The sequence below is a fragment of the Pantoea pleuroti genome (genome assembly GCF_014156615.1).
In the GTDB taxonomy this organism is placed as follows: Bacteria; Pseudomonadota; Gammaproteobacteria; order Enterobacterales; family Enterobacteriaceae; genus Pantoea; species Pantoea agglomerans.
Map to the genome: position 1 here is coordinate 491040 of NZ_SBFD01000001.1, position 13243 is coordinate 504282.

Below are 13243 nucleotides of genomic sequence, written 5' to 3' on the forward strand. Positions count from 1 at the left end.
GAAAAAGCGCAGCGTGTCGCTGCTCACAAAACGGTCAGCTTTCGTGAATATGTTCACAACACCCTGGGCAGTTGCACACATATTAGCCATTAATCGTATCGTTTTGGCTAATGCGTTAATGAATTGTGAAGGCTAGATTGAAAATGAAACAGCGTTTTAATAATTCATCAGGACAGACTGCCACAGGAGCTTAACCGTGAAGATCAGCGCCATTGATGTCACCCTTTTTACCTATCCCACCCAACGCTGCGCCGACAGCGCCGGACACTCCCACCCTGGCCCGGAAAATGATGCGCAGATGGCGCTACTGACCCTGACCAGCGAGGAAGGCGACTGTGGTTATGCCTTTGCGCCGCCGGAAGTGGTGCGATCCCATGTGGTTAATGCCTTTTTCCGCAAAGTGCTGATCGGTCAGAACGCCTTTGACCGGGAGCGTCTTTGGCAGGATCTGGTGCACTGGCAGCGCGGCAGCGCCCATCAGCTCACCGAGCGGGCGCTCTCCGCTGTGGAGCAGGCATTGTGGGATCTGATTGGACGGAAGCTGAAACAGCCTGTCCACAAACTGCTGGGCGGCTATCGCGAGAAGATTCCGGCTTACGGCAGCACCATGTGTGGTGACGAGCTGAGCGGTGGATTATCAACGCCGGATGAGTATGCGCAGTTCGCGGAAAAGCTGGTGGCACGCGGGTATCAGGCAATCAAGCTGCACACCTGGATGCCGCCGGTCTCCTTCGCACCCAGCCCGGCGATGGATATCAAAGCCTGCGCGGCGGTGCGTGAAGCGGTGGGACCCGATATCGCGCTGATGCTGGACGGCTATCACTGGTACAGCCGCAGTGACGCGCTGACCATCGGCAAGGCGCTGGAAAAGCTTAATTTCGCCTGGTTCGAGGAGCCGATGGAGGAAGAGAGCATGGCCTCTTACGCCTGGCTGGCGGAAAACCTCTCTATTGACGTGCTTGGCCCGGAGAGCCTGGGCGGTAAATATCACAGCCGCGCCGACTGGGTGCGTGCCGGAGCCTGCGACATTCTGCGAGCCGGAGCCAACGGCGTAGGCGGCATCTCGCCCACCCTGAAAGTGGCGAACCTGGCTGAAGCCTTTGGCATGGATTGCGAAGTGCACGGCAACGGTGCGGCCAGCCTGGCGGTGGTCGGGGCGATCCGTAACTGCCGCTGGTATGAGCGCGGCCTGCTGCATCCCTTCCTGGATTATGAAACACCGCCCGCCTACCTCAACAGCCTGATCGACCCGATGGACGATCAGGGATTTGTCACCCTGCCCGCCCGCAGCGGGCTGGGGGAGGATATTAACTTCAGCTGGATTGAGACGCACACGCTGAACCGCTGGTAAATCGCACTACCGAAGTACGGCAAACAATAATAACCCCGTCGCCCGCCTGCTGCCTGCCATCCCGTTGGCCAGCAGCAGGCAGAGTCGTAAACGGGAAAACCTCTGACCTGCTGGACTTTACCTATGACCCTGACACAACGATGTGGCGCGTGGCTGATCACGCTGCTGATGCTGACGGGCAGCGCGTCAATCCAGGCAAAGACCCCGGATGACCAGCTGATCGTCGGCATGAATATGAATAACCTGCTCACCCTGGATCCGGCCGCTATGACCGGCAACGAGGTGGTCGGTATTGTAGTGAATCTCTATGACGGTTTGGTCGAGCTGAACCCGCAGCAACTCACCGAGGTGCGCCCGGCGCTGGCGGAACGCTGGTCAGTCAGTCCGGATAACCGCACCCTGACTTTTCACCTGCGCGACAACGTCAGATTTCACTCGGGCAATCCGCTCACCAGCGCCGATGCGGTCTGGTCGATGCGGCGGGTGCTGCATCTGAACCTGGCGCAGGCGTCGGTGTGGAAATCGTACGGCTTCAGCCGCGACAATGTTGACCAGATGATTACCGCGCCCGACGACCACACGCTGGTGATCACCCTGCCCAGACCTAACGATCCGCAACTGGTGATCTACTCGCTGGCGGCGCTGGGCAGCATGGTGGTGCTGGACAGCAAAACCGTGCAGCAGCATGAGGTGGATGGCGACTGGGGCAACCGCTGGCTCACCACCCATGAAGCGGGCTCCGGCCCGTTCCGGCTGGATGTATGGCAGGCAAAAGATGTGCTGCGCATGAGCCGTGCGACTGATTACTGGCGCGGCGAGGCGAAGATGTCGCGGGTGGTGTTCCGCCATCTGCAGGAGTCGCAGACCCTGCGGCTGATGATGGAGAAAGGCGATCTGGATATCGCCAGTAACATGGCGATCCCCGACGTGCGCGCCCTGCGGCACGACCCCGACCTCACCATTGATGCGGTAAGAAAAGGAACAATCTACTACCTGGCGATGAGCATGAAAGATCCGCACTTCGACAATATCAAAGTGCGGGAGGCGGTACGCTATTTGGTCGATTATCAGGGCATCAATAAAAGCCTGATGACCGGCTATGGCGAGCTGCATCAGCGCCCGATTCAGGCTGGCATGCCCGCCACGCTGCCCGATCCCGGTTACCGGCTCGATGTGCCGCGCGCCCGCGCACTGCTGGCTGAAGCGGGTTATCCGGACGGCTTCGACACCACGCTGCGGGTGCTGGCCGATCAGCCCTTTCTGAATATCGCCATCGCGGTGCAGTCCACGCTGCTCCAGGGCGGGATCCGCGCAAAAATCATCACCGGCACCGGTAACCAGATCTATGGCGCGATGCGCGATCGCCAGTTCAGTCTGCTGGTCGGGCGCGGTGGCAGCGGCGTGGAGCCGCATCCCCACTCCAGCCTGCGCGCGCTGGTCTATAACCCGAATAATGCTGACAGCGCCCGGCTGACCAACTTCCAGGGCTGGCGCACCGGTTTCTATGACGCGCAGCTCAACACCATGATCGATCAGGCGCTGGTGGAGCGCGACAAAACCCGCCAGCAGCAGGCCTATTACGCCATCCAGCAGCGCTATGACCAGCTGGTGCCTGCACTGATGCCGATTTCACAAATGCTCGACTCCGTGGTGGTCAGCAACCGGGTGCAGGCTTATCAGCCGCATCCCTCAGCGACCACCTTCCTCCGCGATGTCTGGAAAACCCCTGAAGCCAAAGCGGGAGGCACCTTATGATCCTGACCCTGACCCGAACTCAGTGCCGCCGCATCAGCCATCGCGCGCTGCAGGTAGTGATTACCCTGTTCAGCCTGCTGCTGCTGACCTTTTTTATTGGCCGGGTGATGCCGCTGGATCCGGTGCTGGCGATTGTCGGCCCCGACGCCGATCAGGCCACCTATCAGCAGGTTTATCACCAGCTCGGCTTTGATAAACCGCTGTGGGTGCAGTTTGGCATCTACCTTAACGCGCTGCTGCATGGCGATCTCGGCCATGCGCTGCTTACCGGTCAGCCGGTGGTGCATGACATTGTGCGCGTCTTTCCGGCAACCGTAGAGCTGGCCACGCTGGCGATTGTGATTGGCGCAGGACTGGGCGTGCCGCTGGGTGTGCTGGCGGCGGCACGTCGCAACAGCGTCATTGACTATGTGGTGCGGATGCTCAGCCTGGCCGGTTACTCCACCCCAATCTTCTGGGTCGGCATGATTGGCCTGCTGCTGTTCTATGCCCATCTCGGCTGGGTCGGCGGCGCAGGTCGGGTGGACTTCAGCCTGGATGGCATCGTGCCGCGTCGCACCGGCTTTATGCTGATTGACGCCCTGCTGGCCGGCAACAGCCAGGTGTTCTGGAATGCGCTGAATCATCTGGTGCTGCCCGCCTCGCTGCTTGGCTTTCACTCCATGGCCTATATCAGCCGCATGACGCGCAGTTTTATGCTCGCGCAGCTGTCGCAGGAGTTCATTCTGACCGCGCGGGTCAAAGGCCTGACTGAATGGCAGGTTATCTGGCAGCACGCCTTCCGCAATATCCTGGTGCAGCTGCTGACCGTGGTGGCGCTGGCCTATGGCTCACTGCTGGAGGGCGCGGTGCTGATTGAAACCGTCTTCTCCTGGCCTGGCTTTGGCTCCTACCTCACCGGCAGCCTGATGCTGGGCGATATGAATGCGGTGATGGGCTGTGTGCTGGTGGTGGGTCTGATTTTTGTGCTGCTTAACCTGATCTCCGACCTGCTCTATCAGGTGTTCGATCCGAGGACCAAAGTATGACGATCTCTTTTGACGCTGCATCTGTGAGTCATTCCCGTGAGCGGCTGGTGCGCTGTCAGCGTTTTGCTGCCCGCTGCGGCTATTTCCTCTGGCGCATGGCCTGTAATCCCCTGACCGCGATTGGTGGTGGCATTGTGCTGCTGCTCTGCATCGTGGCACTTTTCGCGCCCTGGATCGCGCCGTATCACCCGCTGGTTCAGGATCTGAATAATGCGCTGACGCCCCCCGGCGCGGCCCACTGGTTCGGCACCGACGAGTTTGGCCGGGATATCTTCAGTCGTCTGGTGTGGGGCGCACGCATCACGCTCTACATCGTGCTGCTGGTGTCGGTCACCGTCGGGCCACTGGGCCTGCTGCTGGGGGTCACCGCCGGTTATTTTGGCGGCAAAGTCGACGGCGTGCTGATGCGTGTCACCGATATCTTTATCTCCTTCCCGAGCCTGGTACTGGCGCTGGCCTTTGTTGCCGCGCTGGGGCCAGGACTGGAGCATGTGGTGATCGCGATTACGCTCACCGCCTGGCCACCCATTGCCCGTCTGGCCCGCGCTGAAACGCTGTCGCTGCGTCAGGCGGACTTTATCTCGGCGGTGCGCTTACAGGGCGCGTCGCCGCTGCGGGTGCTCTGGAAGCACATTATTCCGCTCTGCCTGCCGTCGGTGATTATCCGCATCACCATGAACATGGCAGGCATTATCCTCACCGCCGCCGGGCTGGGGTTTCTCGGGCTGGGCGCGCAGCCGCCGGATCCGGAATGGGGCGCGATGATTGCCAGTGGCCGCACCTACATGCTGGAGTGCTGGTGGGTGGTGACCGTGCCCGGTCTGGCGATCCTGATTAACAGCCTGGCATTTAACTTTTTAGGAGATGGCCTACGTGACCTGCTCGATCCCCGCAGTGAGTAACGCCTCGCCGTTGCTCGACGTGCGCGATTTGCACGTGAACTTTGTTAACGGACGCCAGATTACGCCGGCGGTGCGTGGCGTCTCCTTTCAGCTCGGTCAGGAGAAGCTGGCGATTGTCGGTGAGTCCGGCTCCGGTAAATCGACCGTGGGTCGCGCCCTGCTGCAGCTGCATCCGGCTAAGGCGCGCATTGAGGCGAGCCGGATGCAGTTTGGCGATATCGACCTGTTGCACGCCAGCCCGGCAGAGATGCGCGCCATTCGTGGCAAACACATCTCAATGATTATGCAGGACCCGAAATATTCGCTGAATCCGGTGATCCGGGTGGGCGAGCAGATTGCCGAAGCCTGGCGCAGTCACCATCGCGGCCAGAAATCGGCGGCACGTCAGCGGGCGCTGGCGATGCTGGAGGAGGTGCAGATCCGCGATCCTGAACGGGTATATCAGCTCTATCCCCATGAGATTTCCGGCGGCCAGGGGCAGCGCGTGATGATCGCCATGATGCTGATCACCGAGCCGGAACTGGTGATTGCCGATGAGCCCACCTCTGCGCTGGATGTCTCGGTTCGCCTGCAGGTGCTGGCGCTGCTGGATGATCTGGTGAAAGCGCGCGGTCTGGGACTGATTTTTATCAGTCACGATATCAATCTGGTGCGCAGCTTCTGCGATCGGGTGCTGGTGATGTATGCCGGACGCGTGGTGGAGTCGCTGGACGCCAGCGAACTTGACCGCGCGCAGCATCCCTACACCCAGGGACTGCTGGCAGCACTGCCCGACCTTGATCGGCGGCGTACGCGTCTGCCGGTGTTACAACGTCACGCCAGCTGGCTAACTGACTGAGGAGTTACGATGATTGAGGTGAAAAATCTCAACCTGAGTTTTGGTGAAGAGGGTCGCCGTAATCAGGTGCTGTTCGACGTGAACCTGCAGGTTAAACAGGGTGAAATCTTCGGGCTGGTCGGTGAGTCAGGTTCGGGCAAGACTACGGTGCTGAAGTGTCTGGCGGGCCTGTTTAATCACTGGCAGGGAGAGCTGACCATTGATGGCCAGCCGCTGGCGCACCGCATCGATCGGGCGCGCTGCCGTCAGGTGCAGATGGTGTTTCAGGACCCTTATGGCTCGCTGCATCCGCGTCACACGCTGGGCGATATCCTTGAAGAGCCATTACAGATTCAGGGTATCGGGCAGCGCCAGCAGCGCGTCGTGGCAATGCTGGATAAGGTCGGGCTGAATCGCGCCTGGCAGACGCGTTATCCGCACCAGCTTTCCGGTGGTCAGCGTCAGCGCGTGGCGATTGCCCGGGCGCTGATTTTAGAGCCGCGCGTGCTGCTGCTGGATGAGCCGACCTCCGCGCTGGATGTTTCGGTGCAGGCGGAGATCCTCAATCTGCTCAGCGATCTGCAGCAGCAGGAGAACCTGACCTATCTGATGGTGACGCACGATCTCGGCGTGGTGGCGCACCTCTGCCATCGTGTGGCGGTTATGCAGCAGGGCAAGGTGCTGGAGACGCTGGATGTGCCGACGCTGGTGGCCGACCGGGCCGCGATGCCCTATACCCGGATGCTGGTAGAGGCGAGTCGTCATTACAATCCGGCGCTGGCGCAGCAGAGCTGACATTCAGCTGACGTCGGATAAAGAGAGGATAAAAAAAGGCCGGTCAGACCGGCCTTATAACCCCGGATGCGTTAGTGGGTCAGCTGACGCACAAAGGCGACGATTTCCTGATTTTTGCCATGCTCAAACAGACACTGCTGGAAGCGTGGGCCACTAACGGCAGTACGCACCAGCTCAGGGTCGATGGCGCGCAGCGTGTCGAGGTAGTTCTCTTTAATCACGGCAGCTTTAACCTGATTCAGCAGACCGGCGTTACGCACCTGCGGCTCTTTACGCTCTGGGGGATAACCATTGCCCTTCTCGCCGGTGAAGGCTTTTTCAAAGATAAAGCGCAGGTTAAGTTCAGCGCCCCAGCCAAAGCCTTTGGCGAACGGCAGAGATAAGGCATTACCGTTGTTGATCTGGGCAAACAGGTAGGCATCCGCCGGATCGATACAGTAGCCGCAGACGACGCCCGGATGGATATTAAGCGACATCAGCGCGCCCTGCCCGGTGCCGCAGCCCGCGACCACGAAATCCACGGCCTGGCTGTTGAGCAACACGCTGGCCTGAATGCCGAGGTGAATATAGGTCAGGTGGTGATCCTGCTCATCGCTCATACCGACGTTGAAGACCTGATGGCCCAGTGGCTGTGCGACGCCTTCCAGTTCTTTCAGCACGGTAACGTTTTTAGCGGCCTGGCTGTTTTCCATCATTAACGCGATTTTCATGATCTACCCTTATAAATTAATTGAAACACCGTTTCATTTTAGTGAAAAACCACTAAAGTGCATAAACTAATTCACCCGAGCGCTGTGAGATCCATCACAAAACGGTCACCGCAGCAGGGGCAACCGCAGGAGGATTGCGATGTTTATCTACCATAAAGAGCGACCACTGGAAGATCTGGGCAACGGCGTGACCCGCCGCGTGCTGGCGTACGGTGGCACCATGATGGCGGTAGAAGTGATTTTCGAGAAAGAGGCTGTCGGCCCGCTGCATCACCATCCCCACGAGCAGCTGACCTACGTGCTGAGCGGACGTTTTGCCTTCACCATCAATGGTGAAACGCGTGAGGTGGGCGCAGGAGATACGCTCTACAAAGCGCCCAATGTGGTTCATGGCTGTGTCTGTCTTGAGGCGGGCACCTTACTGGATACGTTTACACCGCAGCGCGAAGATTTCCTGACCGCTAAATAATGCATGCGGCCCGGTGGGCCGCCTGTTGAACTGACGCATGACTGACCTGGTTTTCCCGTCTCCGCATCCTGCTTCAGGCCCGCAGAATTTTTCTGAAATTCCATCTTCCGCTAACTTAATGATTAGCTGACATTTACGCCGCAACCGCGCTGCGCTTAGCTTCGTCCTGAAAATCAATCGGGCAGATTTCTGTACAAATTCCGGATCGTTGTATAAGTTTAATAGCAACCGCCGAACATTTTTTAACCCGAAACAGGACAATACTATGCCAATGCAAAACACCCTCACGTTGCCGGTGAATCACAGTTTCCCGGTCAAAAATGAGTTTAGTTCATCCTTTGCCGTGTCTGAACAGGACAAACTCAACTTTCTGATCGAAGAGTTACTGGAAGCGGGCAAGGAAAAAAGCTGTATGGAACTGCTGCGCCATCTGGCATCCGCAGACAGTGCAGAAGAAGAGGCATGCTGCCGCGAACTGCTGACGTTGCTGATGGCACAAAAATGATGTCAGTTGCCAGCTGTTCAGCGCAGATTCACCCCTTTCTGAAAGCGTATCTGATATCCCACGCTACGCCTGAGCGCACTTCCCCGTTCAGGCGTGTCAACGTGCCCAGCGAAAGCCGCGGTTTTTTCTGAATGCATTAACGCCCGCAGCAGCAGAGACTGTTACGCGCGGTAAATCCGGGTTTTACTCATCAGCAACTTCCTGCTTCTCATTGCTTATCTCTCCCCTGTTTTGTTAGCCTGAATCCCGCCTCGGCGAGAATCGCTTTACCTTCCCTTCGCGTAATGCGCGCGGTTCACTATCAGGCTGACACAGGAGTGATATGACCATGACCTTTGCCCCCGCCACGCTGCATCTGCTGTGTGGAAAAATTGCCTCCGGGAAATCGACGCTGGCGGCTGAGCTGAGCGCCGCCCCCGGTTGCGTGGTGATCAGCGAGGATCAGTGGCTCGCCGCGCTCTATAAGGACGAGATGCAGTCAGTGGCCGATTACGTGCGCCATGCAGCAAAACTCAGAAAGGCGATGACGCCTCATCTGGTCGCGCTGCTTAACGCAGGCGTGTCGGTGGTGCTCGATTTTCCTGCCAACACCCGGGCGAATCGCGACTGGATGATGTCGGTGATTAAGGCATCCTCTGCCGACCACCGCCTGCATTATCTGGACGTACCGGATGCGCTGTGTAAATCGCGTCTGCACGCCCGCAATCAGGACGGCGAACACGCCTTTGCCGCAACGGACGAGCAGTTCGCGCTGATTACCCGCTATTTCGAAGCGCCGCAGGAGGAAGAAGGCTTTAACCTGGTGCGCCACGGTTAATGCCTTCTGGCGTGGGATCTCAGGAGAGGTCGAGTGCCGCGAGCACGTCAGCAATCTGCTGGCAGTCCGCCGCAGAGAGCGGTAACAGCGGGCGCGGCAGACAGTCGCGTTCGGTCAGTCCCAGCAGCCCCGCCGCGGCGCTGATCACCCGGAAACTGCCGCCATACTGGCGGAACAGCGCCCATAACGGCTGCAGGCGATCGGACTGCGCTCTGACGCTCTGATGGTCACCTGCCGCCGCCGCTTCGGTCATCGCTTTTGCGACGCGCGGAAACAGCCCGCCGCACACCGAATACCAGCCATCACAGCCCGCAATCAGCCCGTTGGCGGCTGAGGCATCGCCACTGACGCCAATCGACACGGCATCTGGCAGCGTGCCGCGCAGTTGAGCGAGGCGATCGTTAGCCGCAGATTGACCTGCCGGTACCCCAGGAATTTTCACTGACCCGACACCGGAAAGTGTGGCGATCCGGCTCAGCAGCGCATCGGAAAACGTAAAATGGGTGGTACCGGGGTTGTCATAGATACAGACTGGCACCGAGGCGTGTCGCGTCACGGTCTCGAAAAGCGTGAACACCTCATCTTCATTCAACGCCTGATAACCCAGCGGCGGCAGCAGTAAGGCAGCCGCGCCCGCCTGCTGCGCGTCCTCCGCCAGCGCCAGCACCTCGTCAGTGCCCACCGCACCAATGCAGATCATCACCGGAGTCGCTTCTGCATATTCCACCGCCAGTTCAGCGATGCGCCTGCGCTGCGCGCGGGTGAGATAGGCGTAGCTGCCGGTGGACCCCAGCACGCCAAGGGAATCGACTTTTGCATCAGTCAGCCTGCGCAGCAGCCGCAAAAAAGCCGCCTCATCGGGCTTGCCTGCCGCAAAGGGAGTAAGGGGGAACGCACTGAGTCCGCTGAACATATCATCTGCTCCATTACGAGATTGCACCGGCCTGAGGTCGCCCCTGCAGCCATATTTCGTTACCGGCCGAAGCATCAACTCGCCCCGCCCGCTATTTTTGCGCTATCACCCAAAGGAGGATAGCGATGATTGCCGTACTATTTGAAGCCGAAGCCCGACCCGAACACCAGATGCGTTACCTGCAACTGGCTGCCGACCTTAAACCGCTGCTGATGCAAAACAGCGGGTTTATCTCTCTTGAGCGCTTTCAAAGCCTGACCGATGAGAAAAAAATTCTCTCGCTCTCCTGGTGGCGTGATGAAGAATCGGTGCTGGCCTGGAAGCGCAACCTCTGTCACCAGGCCGCACAGCGTGAAGGCCGCGAGACCCTTTTTGCCTGTTACCGTCTTCGCATCGTCACGCTGGTCAGAGAATATGCCTCACAACAGGGAGTAAATTAACATGTTCGATATTCATGTCATCCTGCAAAATAGTCCAGGCACACTTTCCCGGCTCACCACGCTGCTGGGCCGTCATGGGATTGGACTGGAAGGCGGCGGCCTGTTCTCCTTTGGTGAACAGAGCCACGCTCATTTTCTGGTCGAGGAAGGCGAACGGGCGCGGGCCGTGCTGGAAGCCGGGGGTATCGCCGTCGAGGCGGTTAACGTCCCGCTTATACGCAGGTTACCGCAAAAGCGTCCCGGCGAGCTGGGGGCGATCACTGCACGCCTTGCCGATGCCGGAATCAACATACTGGTGCAATACAGCGATCACGCTAACCAGCTGATCCTGATCACCGATAACAATCGATCAGCCGCCGGGCTGACCACAGAATGGGCACGCTTATCTGATGGCAACACCACAACCGCATAACGCACCTGACGATAGCGAAGCACTTGAGAATGCGATTGTGGGCGTCGCCGCCGCAATGGCCGATGCGTCACGGGTGAAGATGCTGTCCGCGCTGATGGATGGACGCGCCTGGACCGCCACCGAACTCAGTGCCGTCACCGACGTGGCGCCCTCAACCGCCAGCGCCCATCTGAACCGGTTGATCAACAGCGGCTTGATCGTCTGCGTGGCGCAGGGGCGTCACCGTTATTACCGACTGACCGGCAGTGACATCGCTGCGCTGATTGAGAACATGATGGGCGTATCGTGGCGACGGATTGCCGCGCCGGTGAGCACCACCCCAACATCGCTTCGCACCGCCCGCACCTGTTACGACCATCTGGCCGGTGATATTGCGGTGCAGATTTATGCCGTAATGGCGCAACAGGGCTGGATCACGCCGGAAGGCAGCGCTGTCACCCTGTTGGGTCTGCAGCAGTTTGCGGCGTTGCAGATTGATCTGTCGCAGCCCGGACGCCGCAGAGCCTGCTGTGGCTGTCTCGACTGGAGTGAGCGCCGGTTCCATCTCGGCGGCTACGCGGGTGCAGCGCTGCTGAGTGCCTTTGAAACGCAAGGCTGGCTAACCCGGCAGCCTGGCTACCGTGAAGTGGTGTTTACCGTGGCGGGCGTCCAACATTTACGTCAGATTTTTGGCATAACCTTTCCCTGACGCCTTGCTGCCTGCGTACTGAACCCTTTTTGCCGCCAGACTCTGCGCTGATGGCCTCAGACAAGCCAGATTCCGCCTGTTCACCTGCAACACGCTTATGAAATCTGTCACATTTCCGCAAACTCCTCTCAGACCCACTAACAGGCACAAAAAAATCATCTCGCCACTTAACCTGTTGAATACGAAAGACTTTAAGTGATAACGCCTGGCAATCATGCGACTGGCACATTAATCGATGCCCTTTTTGCACTTATTTAGCGCCGGGCGCTGATCCACTCTTCAGTGACAGGCGCGGCAAAAAGCGTCATACCTTACTGGAGTTACTGATGCAGACAACCTCACCCATGACTCACCGCGCCAGGATTGGCGCAATATTCCGTGTTACCTCAGGCAACTTTCTCGAACAGTTCGACTTCTTCCTGTTCGGTTTCTATGCCACCTATATCGCCCATACCTTTTTCCCGGCCAGCAGTGAGTTCGCCTCACTGATGATGACCTTTGCCGTGTTTGGCGCAGGGTTCCTGATGCGCCCGATTGGCGCGGTAGTGCTGGGGGCGTACATCGATAAGGTTGGCCGTCGTAAAGGGCTGATCGTTACGCTCTCCATCATGGCGGCCGGCACCTTTATGATCGTGCTGATCCCCTCTTACCAGAGTATTGGTCTGTGGGCGCCGCTGCTGGTGCTGATCGGTCGGTTGCTGCAGGGCTTCTCCGCCGGTGCAGAGCTGGGCGGCGTGTCGGTCTATCTGGCAGAGATCGCCACACCGGGCCGCAAGGGCTTCTACACCAGCTGGCAGTCGGGTAGTCAGCAGGTCGCGATTATGGTGGCGGCGGCGATGGGCTTTATCCTCAACGCGGTGCTGGAAGAGAGCGCCATCCGTGAATGGGGCTGGCGCATTCCGTTCCTGTTTGGCTGCCTGATTGTGCCGTTTATCTTCCTGCTGCGTCGCAAGCTGGAAGAGACCCAGGAATTCAACAACCGTCGCAGCCATCCCGATGTGAAGCAGGTGTTCCGCATCCTGCTCGCCAACTGGCAGGTGGTGATTGCCGGGATGCTGATGGTAGCAATGACCACGACTGCGTTTTACCTGATTACGGTTTACGCGCCGACCTTTGGCAAGAAAGTCCTGCTGCTCAGCGCCTCTGACAGCCTGCTGGTGACGCTGCTGGTAGCGGTATCGAACTTTATCTGGCTGCCGATTGGCGGCGCGATCTCCGATCGTTTTGGCCGTAAGCCTGTGCTGGTTGCCATGACCCTGCTGGCGATTGTCACCACCTATCCGGCCCTGAGCATGCTGGCCGCCGCACCGGGCTTCTCGATGATGCTGGGCGTGCTGCTGTGGCTGTCAATGATCTATGGTCTCTACAACGGCGCGATGATCCCGGCGCTGACCGAAATCATGCCAGCGGAAGTGCGTGTGGCGGGCTTCTCGCTGGCCTATAGCCTGGCAACTGCGCTGTTTGGTGGCTTTACCCCTGTGATGTCAACCGGCCTGATTGAGCTGACCGGCGATAAAGCTTCGCCAGGCTACTGGATGAGTTTTGCCGCAGTCTGCGCCCTGGGGGCAACACTTTATCTCTATCGTCGCACCCGCAGTGCCGTATCGCCTGTCCATGAAACCGTTAGCTGAGGAACGTAAA

Annotated in this window: 15 protein-coding genes; 13 read left to right on the plus strand and 2 right to left on the minus strand. The window is 59.0% G+C overall.

What is annotated here, in order from left to right:
• The first annotated feature begins 196 nt into the window (after nucleotides 1-196).
• From EPG66_RS02410 to EPG66_RS02435, 6 genes are all read left to right on the plus strand, one after another.
• Nucleotides 197-1351: an enolase C-terminal domain-like protein gene (locus tag EPG66_RS02410; protein ID WP_182685873.1), complete on the plus strand. Its 1155-nt coding sequence runs from the start codon at nucleotides 197-199 to the stop codon at nucleotides 1349-1351.
• A gap of 168 nt (nucleotides 1352-1519) precedes the next feature.
• Entirely contained in the window at nucleotides 1520-3106 is a 1587-nt protein-coding gene (locus tag EPG66_RS02415) for an ABC transporter substrate-binding protein (RefSeq protein ID WP_235765140.1), read from the plus strand.
• Nucleotides 3103-4134 (plus strand): ABC transporter permease, encoded by a 1032-nt coding sequence (locus tag EPG66_RS02420; RefSeq protein ID WP_182685875.1) that lies wholly within the window; start codon nucleotides 3103-3105, stop codon nucleotides 4132-4134. The genes EPG66_RS02415 and EPG66_RS02420 overlap by 4 nt, the downstream gene beginning before the upstream one ends.
• Nucleotides 4131-5036 (plus strand): ABC transporter permease, encoded by a 906-nt coding sequence (locus tag EPG66_RS02425; protein ID WP_010245003.1) that lies wholly within the window; start codon nucleotides 4131-4133, stop codon nucleotides 5034-5036. The genes EPG66_RS02420 and EPG66_RS02425 overlap by 4 nt, the downstream gene beginning before the upstream one ends.
• Complete coding sequence (locus tag EPG66_RS02430) at nucleotides 5008-5874, plus strand: ATP-binding cassette domain-containing protein (protein ID WP_182686031.1); 867 nt, start codon at nucleotides 5008-5010, stop codon at nucleotides 5872-5874. Before EPG66_RS02425 ends, EPG66_RS02430 begins: the two co-directional genes overlap by 29 nt.
• A gap of 9 nt (nucleotides 5875-5883) precedes the next feature.
• Entirely contained in the window at nucleotides 5884-6648 is a 765-nt protein-coding gene (locus EPG66_RS02435) for an ABC transporter ATP-binding protein (protein WP_083068051.1), read from the plus strand.
• A gap of 71 nt (nucleotides 6649-6719) precedes the next feature.
• Here EPG66_RS02435 and EPG66_RS02440 read toward each other — a convergent pair whose 3' ends face one another.
• Entirely contained in the window at nucleotides 6720-7358 is a 639-nt protein-coding gene (locus EPG66_RS02440) for an RpiB/LacA/LacB family sugar-phosphate isomerase (protein WP_003853539.1), read from the minus strand.
• 139 nt (nucleotides 7359-7497) lie between these two features.
• Between EPG66_RS02440 and EPG66_RS02445 the strand changes: the two genes are divergently transcribed.
• The 3 genes from EPG66_RS02445 to EPG66_RS02455 all read left to right on the plus strand — a co-directional run bounded on the left by EPG66_RS02445 (nucleotide 7498) and on the right by EPG66_RS02455 (nucleotide 9149).
• Nucleotides 7498-7827 carry a cupin domain-containing protein gene (locus EPG66_RS02445; protein ID WP_010245017.1) on the plus strand — a complete coding sequence of 110 codons (330 nt, stop codon included), beginning with the start codon at nucleotides 7498-7500 and terminating at the stop codon, nucleotides 7825-7827.
• Between the two features lie 265 nt (nucleotides 7828-8092).
• On the plus strand, nucleotides 8093-8332 hold the full coding sequence (locus tag EPG66_RS02450; RefSeq protein WP_069026263.1) for a hypothetical protein: 240 nt from the start codon (nucleotides 8093-8095) through the stop codon (nucleotides 8330-8332).
• Nucleotides 8333-8654: 322 nt separating this feature from the next.
• A complete protein-coding gene (locus tag EPG66_RS02455) occupies nucleotides 8655-9149 on the plus strand; it encodes a P-loop nucleotide/nucleoside kinase family protein (RefSeq protein WP_109650339.1) in 495 nt (164 codons plus the stop codon).
• Nucleotides 9150-9168: 19 nt separating this feature from the next.
• Here EPG66_RS02455 and EPG66_RS02460 read toward each other — a convergent pair whose 3' ends face one another.
• Complete coding sequence (locus EPG66_RS02460; protein ID WP_182685877.1) at nucleotides 9169-10062, minus strand: dihydrodipicolinate synthase family protein; 894 nt, start codon at nucleotides 10060-10062, stop codon at nucleotides 9169-9171.
• A gap of 125 nt (nucleotides 10063-10187) precedes the next feature.
• Between EPG66_RS02460 and EPG66_RS02465 the strand changes: the two genes are divergently transcribed.
• The 4 genes from EPG66_RS02465 to tcuC all read left to right on the plus strand — a co-directional run bounded on the left by EPG66_RS02465 (nucleotide 10188) and on the right by tcuC (nucleotide 13233).
• A complete protein-coding gene (locus EPG66_RS02465) occupies nucleotides 10188-10502 on the plus strand; it encodes an antibiotic biosynthesis monooxygenase family protein (protein WP_069026260.1) in 315 nt (104 codons plus the stop codon).
• Between the two features lies 1 nt (nucleotide 10503).
• Nucleotides 10504-10914 carry an amino acid-binding protein gene (locus tag EPG66_RS02470; RefSeq protein ID WP_039386689.1) on the plus strand — a complete coding sequence of 137 codons (411 nt, stop codon included), beginning with the start codon at nucleotides 10504-10506 and terminating at the stop codon, nucleotides 10912-10914.
• Nucleotides 10892-11602, plus strand: coding sequence for an ArsR/SmtB family transcription factor (locus EPG66_RS02475; RefSeq protein ID WP_069026258.1), 711 nt, complete (start codon nucleotides 10892-10894; stop codon nucleotides 11600-11602). Before EPG66_RS02470 ends, EPG66_RS02475 begins: the two co-directional genes overlap by 23 nt.
• A 326-nt stretch (nucleotides 11603-11928) precedes the next feature.
• Nucleotides 11929-13233, plus strand: a complete 1305-nt coding sequence (gene tcuC / locus EPG66_RS02480) for an MFS transporter (RefSeq protein ID WP_039386697.1) — start codon at nucleotides 11929-11931, stop codon at nucleotides 13231-13233.
• Nucleotides 13234-13243: the final 10 nt, after the last annotated feature.

What these genes read in the sequence shown, in the direction of transcription:
- EPG66_RS02415 (WP_235765140.1), top strand. Translation starts at nt 1,520, where the DNA reads ATGCTGACGGGCAGCGCGTCAATCCAGGCAAAGACCCCGGATGACCAG.
- EPG66_RS02420 (WP_182685875.1), top strand. Translation starts at nt 3,103, where the DNA reads ATGATCCTGACCCTGACCCGAACTCAGTGCCGCCGCATCAGCCATCGC.
- EPG66_RS02425 (WP_010245003.1), top strand. Translation starts at nt 4,131, where the DNA reads ATGACGATCTCTTTTGACGCTGCATCTGTGAGTCATTCCCGTGAGCGG.
- EPG66_RS02435 (WP_083068051.1), top strand. Translation starts at nt 5,884, where the DNA reads ATGATTGAGGTGAAAAATCTCAACCTGAGTTTTGGTGAAGAGGGTCGC.
- EPG66_RS02440 (WP_003853539.1), bottom strand. Translation starts at nt 7,358, where the DNA reads ATGAAAATCGCGTTAATGATGGAAAACAGCCAGGCCGCTAAAAACGTT.
- EPG66_RS02445 (WP_010245017.1), top strand. Translation starts at nt 7,498, where the DNA reads ATGTTTATCTACCATAAAGAGCGACCACTGGAAGATCTGGGCAACGGC.
- EPG66_RS02450 (WP_069026263.1), top strand. Translation starts at nt 8,093, where the DNA reads ATGCCAATGCAAAACACCCTCACGTTGCCGGTGAATCACAGTTTCCCG.
- EPG66_RS02455 (WP_109650339.1), top strand. Translation starts at nt 8,655, where the DNA reads ATGACCATGACCTTTGCCCCCGCCACGCTGCATCTGCTGTGTGGAAAA.
- EPG66_RS02460 (WP_182685877.1), bottom strand. Translation starts at nt 10,062, where the DNA reads ATGTTCAGCGGACTCAGTGCGTTCCCCCTTACTCCCTTTGCGGCAGGC.
- EPG66_RS02465 (WP_069026260.1), top strand. Translation starts at nt 10,188, where the DNA reads ATGATTGCCGTACTATTTGAAGCCGAAGCCCGACCCGAACACCAGATG.
- EPG66_RS02470 (WP_039386689.1), top strand. Translation starts at nt 10,504, where the DNA reads ATGTTCGATATTCATGTCATCCTGCAAAATAGTCCAGGCACACTTTCC.
- EPG66_RS02475 (WP_069026258.1), top strand. Translation starts at nt 10,892, where the DNA reads ATGGCAACACCACAACCGCATAACGCACCTGACGATAGCGAAGCACTT.
- tcuC (WP_039386697.1), top strand. Translation starts at nt 11,929, where the DNA reads ATGCAGACAACCTCACCCATGACTCACCGCGCCAGGATTGGCGCAATA.